General features: G+C 62.7%; 14 protein-coding genes. 8 read left to right on the plus strand and 6 right to left on the minus strand.

The window, feature by feature from the left end; translation table 11 throughout:
• The 4 genes from ACAX43_RS13575 to ACAX43_RS13590 are packed head-to-tail and all read left to right on the plus strand — an operon-like array spanning position 1 to position 3,468.
• Positions 1–978, plus strand: a complete 978-nt coding sequence (locus tag ACAX43_RS13575; protein ID WP_370708912.1) for a lactoylglutathione lyase — start codon at positions 1–3, stop codon at positions 976–978.
• The gene (locus ACAX43_RS13580; RefSeq protein ID WP_370708913.1) at positions 979–1,806 is read left to right on the plus strand and encodes an enoyl-CoA hydratase/isomerase family protein; all 828 of its coding nucleotides are present in this window, start codon (positions 979–981) and stop codon (positions 1,804–1,806) included.
• Positions 1,807–1,810: 4 nt separating this feature from the next.
• Positions 1,811–2,680 (plus strand): SDR family NAD(P)-dependent oxidoreductase, encoded by an 870-nt coding sequence (locus tag ACAX43_RS13585; protein WP_370708914.1) that lies wholly within the window; start codon positions 1,811–1,813, stop codon positions 2,678–2,680.
• Complete coding sequence (locus tag ACAX43_RS13590; RefSeq protein ID WP_370708915.1) at positions 2,677–3,468, plus strand: alpha/beta fold hydrolase; 792 nt, start codon at positions 2,677–2,679, stop codon at positions 3,466–3,468. The genes ACAX43_RS13585 and ACAX43_RS13590 overlap by 4 nt, the downstream gene beginning before the upstream one ends.
• Positions 3,469–3,518: 50 nt before the next feature.
• Here ACAX43_RS13590 and ACAX43_RS13595 read toward each other — a convergent pair whose 3' ends face one another.
• Positions 3,519–7,136 (minus strand): indolepyruvate ferredoxin oxidoreductase family protein, encoded by a 3,618-nt coding sequence (locus ACAX43_RS13595; protein WP_370708916.1) that lies wholly within the window; start codon positions 7,134–7,136, stop codon positions 3,519–3,521.
• A 93-nt stretch (positions 7,137–7,229) separates the two neighbouring features.
• On the opposite strand from ACAX43_RS13595, the gene ACAX43_RS13600 reads away from it, so the two are divergent.
• Positions 7,230–8,135, plus strand: coding sequence for a LysR family transcriptional regulator (locus tag ACAX43_RS13600; protein ID WP_370708917.1), 906 nt, complete (start codon positions 7,230–7,232; stop codon positions 8,133–8,135).
• A gap of 29 nt (positions 8,136–8,164) precedes the next feature.
• On the opposite strand, the gene ACAX43_RS13605 is transcribed toward ACAX43_RS13600, so the two are convergent.
• The gene (locus tag ACAX43_RS13605) at positions 8,165–8,626 is read right to left on the minus strand and encodes a MarR family winged helix-turn-helix transcriptional regulator (RefSeq protein ID WP_370709328.1); all 462 of its coding nucleotides are present in this window, start codon (positions 8,624–8,626) and stop codon (positions 8,165–8,167) included.
• Positions 8,627–8,741: 115 nt separating this feature from the next.
• Between ACAX43_RS13605 and ACAX43_RS13610 the strand changes: the two genes are divergently transcribed.
• The 3 genes from ACAX43_RS13610 (at position 8,742) to ACAX43_RS13620 (ending at position 12,811) form a co-directional block, all read left to right on the plus strand.
• Positions 8,742–10,295, plus strand: coding sequence for a DHA2 family efflux MFS transporter permease subunit (locus ACAX43_RS13610; RefSeq protein WP_370708918.1), 1,554 nt, complete (start codon positions 8,742–8,744; stop codon positions 10,293–10,295).
• Between the two features lie 122 nt (positions 10,296–10,417).
• A complete protein-coding gene (locus ACAX43_RS13615) occupies positions 10,418–11,272 on the plus strand; it encodes an SDR family oxidoreductase (RefSeq protein ID WP_370708919.1) in 855 nt (284 codons plus the stop codon).
• 117 nt (positions 11,273–11,389) lie between these two features.
• Positions 11,390–12,811: an MFS transporter gene (locus ACAX43_RS13620; protein WP_370708920.1), complete on the plus strand. Its 1,422-nt coding sequence runs from the start codon at positions 11,390–11,392 to the stop codon at positions 12,809–12,811.
• A gap of 95 nt (positions 12,812–12,906) precedes the next feature.
• On the opposite strand, the gene ACAX43_RS13625 is transcribed toward ACAX43_RS13620, so the two are convergent.
• The 4 genes from ACAX43_RS13625 to ACAX43_RS13640 are packed head-to-tail and all read right to left on the minus strand — an operon-like array spanning position 12,907 to position 15,798.
• Positions 12,907–13,791, minus strand: coding sequence for a fumarylacetoacetate hydrolase family protein (locus tag ACAX43_RS13625; RefSeq protein ID WP_370708921.1), 885 nt, complete (start codon positions 13,789–13,791; stop codon positions 12,907–12,909).
• 2 nt (positions 13,792–13,793) lie between these two features.
• Positions 13,794–14,744: a VOC family protein gene (locus ACAX43_RS13630; RefSeq protein WP_370708922.1), complete on the minus strand. Its 951-nt coding sequence runs from the start codon at positions 14,742–14,744 to the stop codon at positions 13,794–13,796.
• Between the two features lie 43 nt (positions 14,745–14,787).
• Entirely contained in the window at positions 14,788–15,546 is a 759-nt protein-coding gene (locus ACAX43_RS13635) for an SDR family NAD(P)-dependent oxidoreductase (RefSeq protein WP_370708923.1), read from the minus strand.
• Positions 15,547–15,567: 21 nt separating this feature from the next.
• Positions 15,568–15,798, minus strand: a complete 231-nt coding sequence (locus ACAX43_RS13640) for a ferredoxin (RefSeq protein WP_370708924.1) — start codon at positions 15,796–15,798, stop codon at positions 15,568–15,570.
• Positions 15,799–16,142 lie beyond the last annotated feature (344 nt).

Raw genomic sequence — 16,142 nt, forward strand, 5'->3', positions numbered from 1 at the left:
ATGTTCGATCTGCTGATGACCGCCGACATGATGGTTCCGGACCCGGACGGGATGACCGAATTGCTGGTCAACAAGCTGGGAATTCACAAACATCCGAACTGGCGCCAGGCGTTCGACAACCATCCGTACATCGCCCATTTTCTGCGCGTCCACAAGTCGCTCGCGGTGGCGCCGACGCGCGTCGAGCCGCAAGTGCATCTGGATCGCCCGAATCCCGGCGACCCGTCGTTCCATCATTTCCTGCAGAGCCTCGAAGCGTTTCAGGGCAAGCATCGGCCGATTCTCACGCATTCGATCGTGGTGGCCGCGCATGGTCCGAAGTTCGAGCAGACCGTCGAGCGCCTGATGCGCCGCCGCCTGCCGTTCCGGATGGCGCAGCGCACCCCGGAAATGCCCTTTGACCGTTTGTGGGTTGGTGTGACGCCTGAGCGTCCCGAGTACGAACCTTCCGTGGACGGTGGCCTGTGCATCGAGATCATGCCGATGGAGCCGCTGCAACTGCCGCCTGAAACTTTCGCGACGCCGGCACCGCAACCTCGCGATCTGCAGCCCGGCCAACTGGTGCGTGTCACCGCACGCGGCTTTCTCGTGCGCGATCTCGACGACACCCTGCGCCGCTGCTCGGCGAATCTCGACTGGGAACCGGTCGGCGCGGTGGAAACACTGGTCAGCGAAGGCTATCGGCGCGCGCGAATGGGCTTCACGTTGCCCAACAGCGCATCGCTCGACGTGCTCGAAGCGACCCGCTGGGACGGCGAGGCGGGCCGCTACCTGAACAGCTGGGGCCCGGGTCCGTATTTCGTGCGGATCGCGGTGAATGGCCTGCAAGTCAAGGCCGAAGAACTCAGGGCGCGCGGCATCGGTTTCGACTGGGTCGAGTCGTCCGAAGCCGTAGGCGGCCGTTCGCTGATTCGCATCCACCCCGCGGAACTCGACGGCCAGTTGTTCGAGTTCGAAGAATTTCAGGCACCCCGTTAAATGCTGACTACCCACGAGGGGACTCCCACCATGAATGGGCTGACGATCAACCCTACCGTGCGCATCGAGCGCAGTGGCAAAACTGCGTGGATCGTGCTGAACCGGCCGGAGCAGATCAACGCGATCAACGACGAAATTCGCCGTGGCGTGCCGCAAGCGCTGCATCTTCTCGACAGCGATCCCGACGTTCACGTGATCGTGCTGCGCGGTGAAGGCCCGCGCGGCTTCTGTGCAGGCGCGGATATCAAGGAAAAGCGCGGGTCCGAATCGTCGCTGCAAGTGCGGCGGCGCATGGAACGCTCGCGCTGGATCGAAGCGCTCGATCAGGTTCAGAAGCCGGTGCTCGCCGCGCTGCACGGCTTCTGCATGGGCGGGGGCCTCGAGATCGCGCTCGCCTGCGATATCCGCTTCGCCTCGCCCGATACCGTGCTCGCGCTGCCGGAAACCGGCCTCGGCCTGATTCCGGGCGGCGGCGGCACGCAGCGTCTCGCGCGAGTGGTCGGCCATGGCCGCGCGCTCGACGTGCTCCTGACCGGCGATCGCATGAATGCAGAGCAAGCGAAGGAAATCGGCCTCGTCACGCGCATTTCGACGACGCCCGACAGTCTGATCGCCGAAGTGCAAACGCTGGCGGACCGGCTCGCCGCGAAATCGCCTGCGGCCACGATCTACGTCAAGCAGGCGGCGCGCGCCGCGCTCGAACTCGATCTGCGCCGCGGCCTGGATCGCGAGCTCGATCTGTTTGCGCTGCTCGCCCCGAGCGACGATGTGAAGGAAGCCGCGCTGGCCTTCAAGGAAAAGCGCACCCCTGTTTTCACTGGAGAATGAGCAGATGACTAGCGGTATTGGCGGTTCTGGCGATACTGGCGCCACGCAGGCGACAGCCGGCAAGCTCGAAGGCAAGGTTGCGATCGTCACCGGCGCGGGTGGCGGACTCGGTGCGGCCTGCGCCCGCGGCCTCGCGGCGCAAGGCGCGCGCGTAGCCGTGGTGGACATCGACGGCGATGCGGCGGTGGCGGTGGCCGCGTCGATCGGTGAACGGGCGTTGGGCCTGCGCACCGACGTCTCGTCCGAGACCGAGGTCAAGGCAATGATCGCAGCCGTGCTGGAGCGCTTTGGACGCATCGACATCCTGCACAACAATGCGGCCGTGCTCGACGCCGCACAACGCAACGGTGACCGCGATGTGTGCAACGTCGAAGTCGAAGCATGGGATCGCGCGATGGCGGTCAATCTGCGCGGCCCGATGTTGTGTTCGAAGCACGCGATTCCCGCAATGCTGAAGATGGGCGGCGGCTCGATCATTCATGCGTCGTCCGGTTTCGGCGCGCAGGGCGATTTCACTTTGAGCGCGTATGCGGCTTCGAAAGCCGGCTTGACGATTCTGAGCAAATCGATTGCCGCGCAGTATGGCAAGCAAGGGATTCGCTCGAACACGATTCAGATCGGTCTCGTGGTCGCGGAGAACGGTGGCGCGCATCCGCTGCCCGACGACATCAAGACCGTCATTCTCGACGGCCACCTGACGCCCTATCTCGGCAAACCGAAGCATGTGGCGGATGTCGTGTGTTTTCTCGCTTCGGACGAAGCTGCGTTCATTACCGGAGCGACACTCCCCGTCGATGGCGGCTTCACGAGCCATGCGCCGACACTAGCGCCGATGCGGGCGTTGTTCGCCGCGCGCGGCAGAGAAGCATATTGAGCGCGCAGCAATCGTCTCAGGCGCGCCCGGTCTTCGATGTTTCAGTTGCAAAACCGAAGGCCGCCGGCAAGTCCACTATCGTACTGGTGCACGGTGGCCAGCATAGCGGTGCGTGCTGGCAGCCCACCGTCGACGCATTGCGCGCGCGTGATCCTTCAGCGCGGGTACTCGCCGTGGATCTGCCCGGCCACGGCAATGAACCAGGCAATCTGGCGACGCTGACCATCGAACAATGCGTCGAGAGCGTGACGGCGCAAATTCTTGTGACGCGGCCGGAACGGGTGATGCTGGTCGGCCATTCGATGGCGGGGATCACGCTGCCCGGTGTGGCCGCGCGGCTCGGACCCGCGCTGGTGCAACGGATGGTTTTCATCGCCTGCTGCATCCCGCCTGACGGTAAGACCGTGCTCGACACACTGCACGCGCCGATGAACGTGATCGCGTCGCGTGCCGCACGGCGCACCGCTGTCAGTGCACCGTTCCCCGCGTTCATTGCGCGTTGGGTATTTGCCAACGGTATGACGCGGGAACAGAAGCAACGCGTCGTGGCGGGTCTGTGCGCCGAAAGCACCCGAGTGACGACCGAACCGGTCGATCGTTCGACATTGCCGCGCGTCCCGATGAGCTGGGTGCTCACTCAACGCGACCGTGCGCTGCGGCCGAAGGCGCAACGCGAGTTCATCGGCAACCTGGGCGGAGTGGACGAAGTGATTGAACTCGATACCTGCCACAACGCGATGATCAGCGAGCCGGTGAAGCTGGCGGAGATTCTGTTGAGCCGGTGCTGAGCATGACGAGGGGCGCTTGCTTCACGCAAGCGCCCTTCCGTCTGATCAGGTCACACTACGAGCCGCTCGTCTTGCGACTCCTTCTGCTTCGGCTGGTTCGGCCCCCCTGCCAGCGCATACTCCGTCATCAACGCTTGGCGCTTTTTCTCCACAGCGTGGATATTGCGTTCCTTGACGTGACCAAATCCTCGAATCTCGTCCGGCAACTTCGCGAGCCGGATCGCCACATCGAGATTGTCCGCATTCAGTGAAGCGCAAAACGTTTCCACCAGTGCGATGTAGTCCTCGATAAGTTGCCGCTCCATGCGCCGTTCCGCAGTCTTGCCGAAGATATCGAAGGCGCCGCCGCGCAGACCTTTGAACTTAGCCAGCATGCGAAACATGGGCAGCACCCATGGTCCAAAGCGGCGCTTGATCAGGTGGCCATGCTCATCGCGCCTGGCGAGCAAAGGCGGGGCGAGATAGAACCTGAGCGCGTAGTCTTTGCCCGGCTCGCCTTCGAACTGGGCGCGCAGCTTGTCGAGATAGGACGGGTCGGCATAGAGCCGCGCGACTTCGTATTCGTCCTTGTAGCTCATCAGCTTCGCGAGATTCTGCGCGATGGCGCGCGTAAGGGGCATCTGCGTATCGCCGCTGATTTGCGATTCCCTCGCACGTAGTCGTCCCACCACGTGTCGGTAACGCTCTGCATAGCGCTCGTCCTGATACCCGACGAGCGCCTGCGCGCGCAGTTCGATCAGTTTCTCCACCGACTGCGGCAATGGCAGCACGACCGCCTGCGTTTGCGCTACGTCACGCGTTGGCCGCGGCACCCACTGATCCGCTGCCTGCGCGCCGTGTTCGGCGATATAGCGCCCCCAGTCGAACGCGAGACGGTTCTTCTCGACTGCCACGCCATTCAGTTCGATGGCGCGCAGCAGACTTGCATGCGAAAGCGGCAGCCAGCCCTTCTGCCACACATAGCCCAGCAGCAACGGGTTCGCGTAGATCGTGTCGCCCAGCAATGTCAGCGCGAGCTGGTTGGCATCGACAAATGCGCAATGCTCGCCGATATTGGCGCGCAGATCCTGCTCCGTCTGCGCGCCGGGAAATACCCAATGCGGATTTTTCACAAACTCAGCCGTGGGTGTTGCACCGCTATTGATCGCCGCGCGCGTGACGTCGAGACGCATCTTCGAAAGCACTTCCGGCAACGCCGACACGATCGCATCGCAACCGATGATGAGCCGCGCCTCGCCGGTGCCGATGCGCGTCGCGTGCAGCGCGTCGGGGGTCGGCGCAAGCTGAATATGGCTCAGCACCGCGCCACCTTTCTGCGCTAGCCCAGCCATATCGAGCACGACGACGCCCTTGCGTTCCAGATGCGCGGCCATGCCGATCAGCCCGCCGATCGTGACGACGCCTGTACCGCCGACGCCGGTCACAAGAATGCCGTAGCGTTGCGCGAGCGGTTCGGCCCGCGGCTGTGTCAGCGCCGCAAAATCCGGCATGCGACTGTTACCTTGTGTGGCACGGGCCGGCTTCTTCACTTGCGCACCTTCCGCTGTGACAAAGCTCGGACAGAAGCCCTTCACGCACGAAAAATCCTTGTTGCACGACGACTGATTGATCTTACGTTTGGTGCCGAGCGACGTCTCGAGCGGTTCGACCGACAGACAGTTCGACTGCACCGAGCAATCGCCGCAGCCCTCGCAGACCGCGTCGTTGATGAAGGCGCGTCTGGCCGGATCCGGGTACGTGCCGCGCTTGCGCCGCCGACGTTTCTCCGTCGCGCAGGTCTGGTCGTAAATCAGCACGGTGGTACCAGCCGTGTCGCGTAACTCGCGCTGGATCGCATCGAGCCGGTCGCGATGATGGACCTGAACGTCAGATGGCAATGGCACGGCCGCCGAGTATTTCTCTGGCTCGTCGGTGACGATCACTACCCGTTTCGCCCCTTCGGCGACGACCTGAAATGCGATCTGCGGGACCGTCAGCACGCCGTCGACCGGCTGGCCACCGGTCATGGCAACCGCGTCGTTATAGAGAATCTTGTAGGTGGCGTTCGCGCTCGCAGCAATCGCCGCACGGATCGCCAGCAGGCCGGAGTGGAAATAGGTGCCATCGCCAAGGTTGACGAACACGTGCTTATCGCTCGTGAAATGCATCTGGCCGAGCCACGCCACGCCCTCGCCGCCCATCTGGCTGAAGGTGTCGGTATTGCGGTCCATCCACATCGCCATATAGTGGCAACCGATACCCGCCAGTGCTCGCGAACCATCCGGAACCCGCGTCGACGTGTTGTGCGGGCAACCCGAACAGAACCACGGCTTGCGCTCCACTGTGACGCGCGGCCTGGCCGCCTCGCGCTCCTTCGCTTCGATCAAGGCGACGCGCCCGGCGATTCCTGCGGCAACGTCGGCGGGCAAATCGGCCTTCGCGAGACGCCGCGCGATCGCCTTGGCGATCAACGCCGGCGACAGTTCGTGATGCGCCGGCAACAGCCAGTCGCCACGCGGCACCGACCACTCACCGCCCTCGTTGTCGCGCTCGTCGAACTTGCCATAGACTTTCGGACGCACGTCGTCGCGCCAGTTGTACAGCTCTTCTTTCAGCGCGTATTCGAGAATCTGGCGCTTTTCTTCGACGACCAGGATTTCCTGCAAGCCGGTCGCGAAGTGGCGCGCGTCCTGCGCATCGAGCGGCCAGACACAACCCACTTTCAACACGCGGATGCCCACTCGCGCGCATGTAGCGTCGTCGAGGCCGAGGTCGAGGAGCGCCTGACGCACGTCGAGATAAGCCTTGCCCGCGGTCATGATGCCAAAACGCGGGGCGGGCGAATCGATCACTACGCGGTTCAGTTTGTTGGCGCGCACGTACGCAAGCGCCGCATACCATTTGTGGTCGAGCAACCGCGCTTCCTGCGCGAGCGGCGGATCCGGCCAGCGGATATTCAGGCCGCCCTCGGGCATCGGGTAATCGTCCGGCAGCGTGATCTGTACGCGCTCGGGATCGATCTCGATCGATGCGGTCGACTCCACCACGTCCGTCACGCATTTCATTGCGACCCACAGGCCCGAATAGCGGCTCATCGCCCAACCGTGCAAACCGTAGTCGATATATTCCTGCACGCTGGACGGATACAGCACCGGAATCCCGCTTGCAATGAACGCATGCTCCGATTCATGCGCCACAGAGGAGGACTTCGCGCCATGATCGTCGCCTGCCAGCACCAGCACGCCGCCGTGCCGGTCGGTGCCCGCGGAGTTCGCGTGACGGAACACGTCGCCGGTGCGGTCGACGCCCGGCCCTTTGCCGTACCACATGCCGAATACGCCGTCGCAGGTCGCGCCGGGCCATAGATTGATCTGCTGCGAGCCCCACACGGCGGTAGCCGCGAGGTCTTCGTTGACGCCCGGCTGAAACACGACGTCATGCGCTTTCAGATGGCTTTTGGCCTTCCATAGCGCCATATCCAGCGCGCCGAGCGGCGAGCCGCGATAGCCCGAGATATAGCCGGCGGTATTCAGACCCGCGCGGCGGTCGCGTTCTTTCTGTAACATCGGCAAGCGCGCCAATGCCTGAGTCCCGCTGATATAAACACGGCCTTGGTTCAGGGTGTATTTGTCGTCGAGCGAGACGGCGGCTAGCTCCGCTTCTTGAGCGGGCGATGCTGGCGCGTTCATGGGCTTGTCTCCGATACTGGTTTCGGGTCAGTATAGGCAGGCCGATTCCAGCGGTAAAACCACAAAAACGCAAGCCTCGCATCCGAAAAACGCATGGCCAAAGACATCACCCTCAGACAACTCCGCTACTTTGTCGCCGCTGCCCGCGCGGGACAGTTTTCGATGGCTGCCGCGAGCGAGCATGTGTCGCAATCGGCGATCACGAATGCCGTAATCGCGCTGGAACAGGCGCTCGGTGCGCGCTTATTCGACCGCGGCGCGCACGGCGTGACACTCACCGCCGACGGTCACGATTTCTACAATCACGCACGGCACGTGCTGGAATCGGTACGTGACGCGCTGCACAAGCCGCGGTCGGGCGCCCGGGCCAGTTCGGGCACAGTGCGAATTGCCGCCTCGTATGCGGTGCTGGGCTATTTTTTGCCGGAATTACTGGCGCGATTTCGCGCAAGTTTTCCTGCGATCGAACTTGATCTGCGGGATATGGACCGCCCCGTTATTGAAGAAGCGGTATTGCGAGGCGGCATCGATCTCGGCGTCACGCTCGTGTCGAACGTCGAACGCCTCGGCGAGTTGGGACACCAGATTCTGATTCGTTCGCGGCGGCAGTTGTGGACAGCGCCTTCGCATCCGTTAGCCATGCTGCCGAGTGTTTCGCTGGCTGATGTGGCTGCGCATCCGGGCATTGTGCTCACCGTCGACGAAGGCGAGGCTTCGATGATGCGCTATTGGCGCACGGCCGGATTGGAGCCGAATATCGCGTTTCGAACCGGGTCCATGGAAGCCGTGCGAGGGCTGGTAGCCAACGGCTTCGGCGTAACCGTTCTGTCGGATATGCTGTTTAGAGCCTGGTCGCTCGACGGAACGCGGATCGATGCGCGGCCTCTCGTCGACCCGATCCCACCGATGGAAGTCGGCTTGCTATGGCGCCCTGGCGGAGAGATTGCGCCGGCGGCGCGGCAGTTGCAGGAATTCCTGATTCAGGCACATAGCGCATAGCGCGCAGGCTGGCCAGGTACAGCACCCGCTCATACCTCGGCCGTGCCGCAACTCGCGATCGCATAGGCCAGATTTGCCCTCATACGATGCAACAACCCCATCAGCACTTCACGCTCGCGAGCATCGAAACCGGCTAAAGCTTCGTCCGCAACCCGATCGCCGACATCCAGCACCTGAACGAGCGCCGCGCGTGCTTTCCGGGTCGCTTTCACGCAGTAAGCCCGCCGATCGCTGGCATCCGCCACCCGCATCACCCAGCCGCCTTCGGTCATTCTGTCCAGCAGCCTCGTCAACGAAATCGGCGAAATCTCGAGCGTCTCGGCAAGCCTCGCCTGATTCGTCTCGCCATACCACGACAGGTAAGCCAGCACTCGGCTCTGGGCACGCGTCAAACCGAGGCGAGCCTTGGCGCGCTCATCGAAAAGACGGCCGCACAGCCGGCCCGCGTCCGTGATCAGAAAGCCCAGGCGATTGTCGTAGCCGTTTTCCATGCCGGCGATTATACGAGTCAATTTAGCCAAATGTGAACATTACTGCGATATCTGTCTCAATTACAATAAGCACGCTTATTAATTTTGCGCGTGACGCAACTGAGGCCCCTACGTTATGGCAGGACATTCCACGGCACCCGCCCAGCCGCTGCATCCCGGCGCCGGGCTCAACCGACCGCTCATCACCGTGTCGATCATGCTGGCCACGCTGATGCAATCACTCGACAGCACGATCGCCAACGTGGCACTGCCGCATATGCAGGGTGCGCTGTCCGCGTCGCAGGACGAAATCACGTGGGTTCTCACCTCGTATATCGTGTCTGCGGCCATCGCCACGCCGCTCACCGGATGGCTTGCCACCCGCTTCGGCGTCAAGCATCTGCTGGCGGCGTCGATCACGGGCTTTACCATCGCTTCCGGCCTCTGCGGTCTGGCGGACTCGCTGCCGCAAATCATCATCGCGCGGCTGTTGCAAGGGATCTTCGGCGCGTCGCTGGTGCCGCTCTCGCAATCCATCCTGCTCGATATCAATCCGCGCGAAAAGCAGGGCCAGGCGATGGCCGTGTGGGGTATGGGCGTGATGGTCGGGCCGATTCTCGGGCCCACGCTCGGCGGCTGGCTGACCGAAAGCTATAACTGGCGCTGGGTGTTCTTCATCAATCTGCCGGTGGGTGCCTTCGCGCTGTTCGGCACACTCGCCTATTTGCCGGAAAACCGCCACAGGCTCGGCGAGCGGTTCGATTTTTTCGGCTTCGCCACCCTGAGTCTGGCCGTCGGCGCATTGCAGGCGCTACTCGATCGTGGCGAACAGCTCGACTGGTTCAGTTCGATGGAAATCCGCGCCGAAGCGCTGGTAGCCGTCATCAGTTTCGCCTTCTTCATTGCCCATACGGCGACTGCGGGGCCGCGCTCTTTTTTCCGCTATCAGTTGTTGAAGGATCGCAATTTCGTCACGGGCGTGTTCTTCATCTTCGTGGTCGGCGCCGTGATGTACGCTACGCGTGCACTCCTGCCGCCAATGCTGCAATCGCTGATGAATTACGACGCCGCCACCGCGGGTCTCGTCAGCGCGCCGAGCGGCGTCGGCACAATGATCGCCATGATGGTCGTGGGCCGTCTGATCGGCCGGTTCGACGTGCGTGTGCTACTCGTCACGGGCTTTCTGATCTCGGCGTTCGCGCTGTGGCAGATGACCCACTATTCGCTGGTGCTGTCGCCGTCGGACATTGTCTGGCCCGGTGTGGTACAGGGTTTCGGCCTAGGCCTTGTGTTCGTGCCGCTTAGTTCAGTCACCTTCTCCACGCTGTCCGGCGAACTGCGCAGCGACGGCACCGCGATCTACAGCCTGATGCGCAACATCGGCAGCAGCATCGGAATTTCGGTGGTCCAGACCCTCATAACGCGCAACACCCAGGTGATGCACGCATCGCTGGCCACCCATGTGTCAGTGTACGACGCCGTGGTGCAGAACCAAGTCGATCTGCATTCGCCGAGCGCAATTGCGCTGCTGGACATGCAGCTCACCCAACAGGCCTCGATGATCGCGTATATCGACGACTTCAAGCTGATGTTCATCGCCACCCTGCTGGTGATTCCTTTGCTGGCCATTATTCGCCCGGCCCGTCACTCGCGCGTTGCGCCTGCCGACGCACATGTGGCGATGGACTAGTCGCATACGCGAAGAACTTTGCCACGGTTTATCTGTACATTTATCACAATTCTGTTTAGATTATAAAAACCAGACACCACCCGGCGGGCGATCCATTGCTGGGCCCCGACATGAGGAGACATATGCAGATCGACCTGAGCAGCAAGCGCGTGATCGTCACCGGCGCATCACGCGGCATCGGCCGCGCAATCGCGCGGGCCTTTGCAGCCGAAGGTGCGCGCGTCGCCATTTGTGCGCGCACCAGCGCCGACCTTGAAGCCGTTGCGGAAGACCTGAAAGTGCGTGGCGCGTCCGCCGTGATCGCGCACTCGGTCGACGTGACCGATACCGACGGCGTCAAACAGTTCGTGGGACATGTGGTGCAAAGCTGGGGCGGTGTGGACGTGCTGATCAACAATGCCGGCCAGGGTCGTGGCGGCAACCTCGAAACGCTGACGCCCGAACAGATCCTCGAGCACGCCAACATTCTGCAAATGGGGCATTTCCGCTTCGTGCAAGCGGTAGTGCCGCATATGCGCAAGCAACGCTGGGGCCGAATCATCGAGATCAACGCGCTCGCGGGCGTCGTGCCGACGCCCGACGGCATTCCGTCGGTCGTCAATCGCGCGGCCTGCGTGGCAATGTCGAAATCGCTTGGCATGTCGCTCGCGAAAGACAACATCCTCGTCAACACCCTGAACATGGGCTGGATCGACACGGGTCAATGGGACCGCCACTATCGCGAGATGCCGGCAGGCTGCACGCGTGAAGAGTTCGACAACATGGTGCTGAAGGTCGTGCCGATCGGCCGTTTCGGCAAACCAGAAGATGTCGCGGGCATGGCGCTGTTTCTGTCCAGCGACTACGCGAGTTTCATCAGCGCGGCATCGATCGATATCGCCGGCGGCATGGGCGGCCAGATTGCCTACTACCCGACGCTCAAACGCGACTTCTACGAAGCGGTTAAGGCACGCGGCGAGGCTGCGCTCGAGCGGTAAGCGGGCCAAAACCCATTGCGCTGCGGCAGCGCCCTTCTTACAACTCACGGTATGCCATGCCGAACGACACCGCCCGCCTCGCGCGGGCGGTCGTCCATCTGCCTCGGGAGTCCTGCTTTGTCCACCACCTTCACGCCCCGGACGCAGCAAAGCGTGTCCACCTCGTCGTCCACCTCAGCGACCGCCGCGTCAGCCGGCACAGCACCCGTCTATCCATCGGCCCGCTACGCCTGGTACGTCATCGCCGTGCTATTCGCGGCCACGTTGCTGTCTCAACTCGACCGTCAATTGCCCGCACTGCTGGTACATCCTTTGCGCAAAGAGTTCGGCATCTCGGATACGGCATTCAGTCTATTGCAGGGCTACGCGTTCGCGATCTTTTACACACTGGCCGGGTTGCCGCTCGGCCGCCTCGTGGATCGCGGCAACCGCCGCAATCTGATTTTCGCAGCGCTGCTGTTCTGGGGTGCGGCCACTGCGCTGTTCGCGTTCGGCCAGAGTTATACCCACCTGCTGCTCGCGCGGGTCGGGGTTGGAATCGGCGAAGCGGTGCTCGCGCCAGCTGCCTATTCGTTGATCGCGGATTGCATTGCGCCGGCGCAACGCGGCCGTGCGATGGCGATCTACTACGTTTCAATTGCGATCGGTTCCGGCGCGTCGTTACTGCTCGGCGGCTGGTTGCTGGCGGCGATTCCGCCGCACGGTCTGGGGATTGCGGGTTTCGGCCGCGTGCCGGCCTGGCGCCTCGCATTTGTCGCGGCTGCGCTGCCTGCCGTGCCCTTGGCGCTGCTGTTGTTGGCGACGGTGCGCGAACCGGCGCGTCAGGAGGTGGCGGTGACAAGCGCTGGAATCGATATGGCCGAGGACGCCTCGGTGGGTGATTTCGTGCGTTATCTGCGCCTGCACGCCGCCACGTTTGCCAGCGTGCTGACTTACCCGGCATTGCTGTCGATCATCGGCTATGGCGCGCTTGCCTGGGCACCCGCATTATTCGAGCGTACCTTCGGTATGCCGCCGACGCGTTCGGGTCCGGTGCTCGGCTTGATCATTGCCATTGCAGGCGCAGGAGGCACTCTGGTGTGCGGCTTTCTCAGCGATGCGTGGACGGCGCGCGGCGTGCCGGCGGCACGCTTTCGCGTCGCGCTGCTCGGCTCAGCGGTGTTCGCGCTGCCGTGCATGCTGTGGCCGCTAATGCCGGACGCTCGTCTGGCGTTCGCGCTGCTGTTCGTCAGCGTGTTTGGTCTCGGCATTGCGCAGTCGGCGGCACCTGCGGCGATTCAAGCGGCCGTACCCAACCGCATGCGGGGCCAGGCCATCGCCGTGTATCTGCTGCTCGCCGGATTGCTGGGCATCGGACTGGGGCCGACCATCGTCGCGCTCGTCACCGATCACGTATTTCATCGCGACAGCGCTTTGCGCTATGCGGTGGCGTGCACGGCGGCTCCCGCAGCACTGTTCGGATTGTGGCTGATTGGTTCGGGCATCAAGCCCTACGCTAGAACGCTGGCGTCGTTGCACGTTGCGCAACAACGGCGGTAAATGAAAACGACGGCCAAGCGTAACCGCCTGGTCGCCGTGTACTGGTCATGCTCGTGGTGATCCGCCTGGCTGATCCGCCTGGCAACTGCGCTTGCCTATTCACCGCGCCCCAACCGGCCAATTGCACGCATCGGCGAGAGCACCCGCTTCGCCCCGATCCGGTTACGCAACACGCCGATACGCTCGATCTGCGCTTCAATCACGTCCCCTGGCTGCAGGAAGCGGCCGTCTTCGAGCCCTACGCCGCATGTCGAGCCGGTAAAGACCAGGTCACCCGGCCGTAGCGCGATACGTGCATCGACATAGTTCAGCAATTCGTCGACCGGAAAAATCATCTGGCTGGTGTTATCGTGCTGACGCTCCTCGCCGTTGATACGCAAGCTCAACGTCACGCAGGGCTGGCCCGGGCCGCCAAACTCATCGAGTGTAGTGATCCAGGGGCCGATTGGCGCGGTGTTATCCAGCGCCTTCTGCGTGAACAGATCAAGCGAACCGAGTTGCTTGCCCGCATCGCGCGCACTGATGTCGTTGCCAACCGTATAGCCGAGCAGACAGGCGCTTGCCTGCGGTTCGTCGCCGAACGCACGCGCGACGACCGCCACCAGTTCGACTTCGTAGTCGAGCTGATTCGTCACGGCGGGATACTGAATCTCACCGCCAGGCGGAACGAGCGCTGACGCCGGTTTGATATAAGCAAGCGTATGCGGCGGCGCCTGCTTGCGGCCGAGCCGCACCAGATGCGACAGGTAGTTCAGACCGACGCCGAACACGCGCGCCCCGGGATTCACCGGTGGACACAGCTCCAACTCGGCGAGCGGCAGGCGGCGCGCATCGAGTTCGAGCGCCGCGCAGCCCTGGCTCGCGACCCTCGGCGCCCACACTTCGAATGGCGCGCGAATGCGCTGCACTTCGCGCGCGCTTTCATCGACCTGAGCCCAGAAACACTCGCCCGCCGCGTCGCGGACTCTCGCTAGCTTCATGGCTAGGCCAACCGACGTCTGGCGGCGAGAATCGCAAGACCCTCGGCATCCATCACTTCTTCGGGCGCGCGCACGCTCGGCCCGAGCATCGGGCCGACCAGCTCGTGACCCCACGTGCTCAGTTTTTCCGGATTCAACTCGAAGCCGTCACCGTGCCAGGGTTCGAGTTCGGTGATGATTTCGAACGCGAAACCGCCCGGCGAGAAGTGATAGAACGACACGTGCGGGTCTTGCGTATGCTGGCCGAGCGTCATCATCATCGGCAGCTTGCGCTGCTTGACGATGTCGTAGGTCTCGCCCACGTCGCGCAGATTGTTCACGAAGAGCCCGATGTGCTGAATGCCCATCTTGTTCGGCCCGAGCCCGTATGCAATGTCGTGACTCGTACTGGTGTTCAGTTTCGAGCGATAGAACGCGGTCTTGCCCTTGCCCGCTCCCGCGCCGTAGTAGTGAAAACCCATCACCACGGTCAGGAAGTGTTCGAGTTCCGGCGGAAACTCTGGCGTGATCACCACGATGTGACCGAGACCTCGCGCGCCGGCATTGAAGCCACCGTGCGGACGGCCTGGAATGAACGAGCGCGGCATCCATTTCTGCGAGTAGAACAGTTCATGCTGATAGCCGACCGGATCGCGAAAACGCACCACGTCGCGCACGCCACGCAGTTCCGCGTCGCCCTGAGTCACTTCGACACCTGCTTCGCGCAGCCGCGCGACAGCCGCCTGAAATTCGAGCTTGCCGCGCGCTTCCCAACCGATATATGCAAGCCGGTCGACCTTGCCGGGATGAAACGCAAAGCGGTGGCGCCGGTCGTCCATCCGGAAATACAGCGAATCGCGATCCGCTTCTGGTGATGTGCCGATTTGCAAACCCAATACTTCAGGCCCGTAGGTGCGCCACTCATCCATGTTGGCCGTCTCGAAGCCGAGGTAGCCGATGCCGATAATATCCACGACGTCTCCTGATAATGTGCTCTTTCAGGTATGCGCGGCGCCATTAGAGCGCGAGCATACCGCCGTCCACGACGATGTCGGTGCCGGTGATGTACGAAGCCTCGTCCGATGCCACAAACAACGCTGTGGCGACGATTTCTTCCGCTTCGCCCGCGCGTTCCATCGGGATGCCGGCGAGCAGCATGGAACGCGTGGCCGGGTTATCGAGGAACGGTTTGGTGCCGGGTGTGACGACCACACCCGGGCTGATGCTCACGGCGCGAATCCGATGCTTGACGCCTTCCACCGCGAGTTGCCGCGTCAGAGCGATCACGCCAGCCTTGGCAGCCGAATGCGCACCAATGCCGGTGGCCGCCGAAGCGCCCCAAGCCGCCACCGACGAGATATTGACGATCACGCCGCCGTGCACCGCGAGATGACGCCAGGCAAAGCGCGTCGGATAGAACACAATGTCCAGTTCATTGCGCAGCGTGTAACGCCAGTCGTCCACCGACATCTCGCTGATCGGACCAAAGCGTGCCGCCGATGCGTTGTTGTACAGAATGTCGATGCGGCCATAGGTGGCGACCGCGTCTTCGATCCACGCCTGGGCCCCTTGCGGATCGCCCAGATCGACGCTACCCGCGCCCGCCATATCGAGACCCTCGTCGCGCAGCAGTGCGATGGTTTCCTGCTGTGCCGCCGCGTTCAGATCACAGCCGAATACCCTGGCACCTTCACGTGCGAAGCGCAGTGCGGCTGCCCTGCCCTGGCCGCCGCCAGTACCGCTGATCAGCGCCACCTTTCCTTCGAGCCTTCCCATATGAAGCGTTCCCCCGTTGGCTCAGCCGGCAATCGCTTCGACGCTGAGTGCCTCAGCGGGACAGGCGGCCGCGCCTTCGCGCGCGTCAGCCTCGAGTTCGATGGGAATCGTCTCCGCCTCGAGATAGACGAGGCCGTTCTCGTCGAGCTTATAGACCTGCGGACACAGTTGCGCGCATAGGCCATAACCGCAGCAGCGGCTCCGATCGGCGCTTACCCGCAGCATCACTGATGCCTTGATTTCCGAACTCATGTCTCCTCCTTTGGACGCGTGGCCAGTCAAGGCCGTTTCGAGAAATTATATGCACAGATTTTTTAAATGTGTTTATTTTATGGTTCGGGTTGACCCTGGCTGCAAGTGCTTGCGAAGGTTTTTGATCGTAGATGAGCGAATCGGCGGTCGCGCCGGTTTGATCGGGTAAGCCACTATGAACAAAGGCTTTGCACCGGGACTATTCTCACTACAGAATACAATCTCTGTCTGTAGAACGATTCTGGAACACCGTGAACACGCTTTGGCACCGCGTTTCTTACGGGCGAGGATAGAAAATGAACGGCACGTTGCCCGTGCCCGGACGGCAACCAAGAGACCGCCAC

This window comes from Paraburkholderia sp. IW21 (genome assembly GCF_041321145.1).
Classification (GTDB): domain Bacteria; phylum Pseudomonadota; class Gammaproteobacteria; order Burkholderiales; family Burkholderiaceae; genus Paraburkholderia.

What these genes read in the sequence shown, in the direction of transcription:
- ACAX43_RS13575 (WP_370708912.1), top strand. Translation starts at nt 1, where the DNA reads ATGTTCGATCTGCTGATGACCGCCGACATGATGGTTCCGGACCCGGAC.
- ACAX43_RS13580 (WP_370708913.1), top strand. Translation starts at nt 979, where the DNA reads ATGCTGACTACCCACGAGGGGACTCCCACCATGAATGGGCTGACGATC.
- ACAX43_RS13585 (WP_370708914.1), top strand. Translation starts at nt 1,811, where the DNA reads ATGACTAGCGGTATTGGCGGTTCTGGCGATACTGGCGCCACGCAGGCG.
- ACAX43_RS13595 (WP_370708916.1), bottom strand. Translation starts at nt 7,136, where the DNA reads ATGAACGCGCCAGCATCGCCCGCTCAAGAAGCGGAGCTAGCCGCCGTC.
- ACAX43_RS13600 (WP_370708917.1), top strand. Translation starts at nt 7,230, where the DNA reads ATGGCCAAAGACATCACCCTCAGACAACTCCGCTACTTTGTCGCCGCT.
- ACAX43_RS13605 (WP_370709328.1), bottom strand. Translation starts at nt 8,626, where the DNA reads ATGGAAAACGGCTACGACAATCGCCTGGGCTTTCTGATCACGGACGCG.
- ACAX43_RS13610 (WP_370708918.1), top strand. Translation starts at nt 8,742, where the DNA reads ATGGCAGGACATTCCACGGCACCCGCCCAGCCGCTGCATCCCGGCGCC.
- ACAX43_RS13615 (WP_370708919.1), top strand. Translation starts at nt 10,418, where the DNA reads ATGCAGATCGACCTGAGCAGCAAGCGCGTGATCGTCACCGGCGCATCA.
- ACAX43_RS13625 (WP_370708921.1), bottom strand. Translation starts at nt 13,791, where the DNA reads ATGAAGCTAGCGAGAGTCCGCGACGCGGCGGGCGAGTGTTTCTGGGCT.
- ACAX43_RS13635 (WP_370708923.1), bottom strand. Translation starts at nt 15,546, where the DNA reads ATGGGAAGGCTCGAAGGAAAGGTGGCGCTGATCAGCGGTACTGGCGGC.
- ACAX43_RS13640 (WP_370708924.1), bottom strand. Translation starts at nt 15,798, where the DNA reads ATGAGTTCGGAAATCAAGGCATCAGTGATGCTGCGGGTAAGCGCCGAT.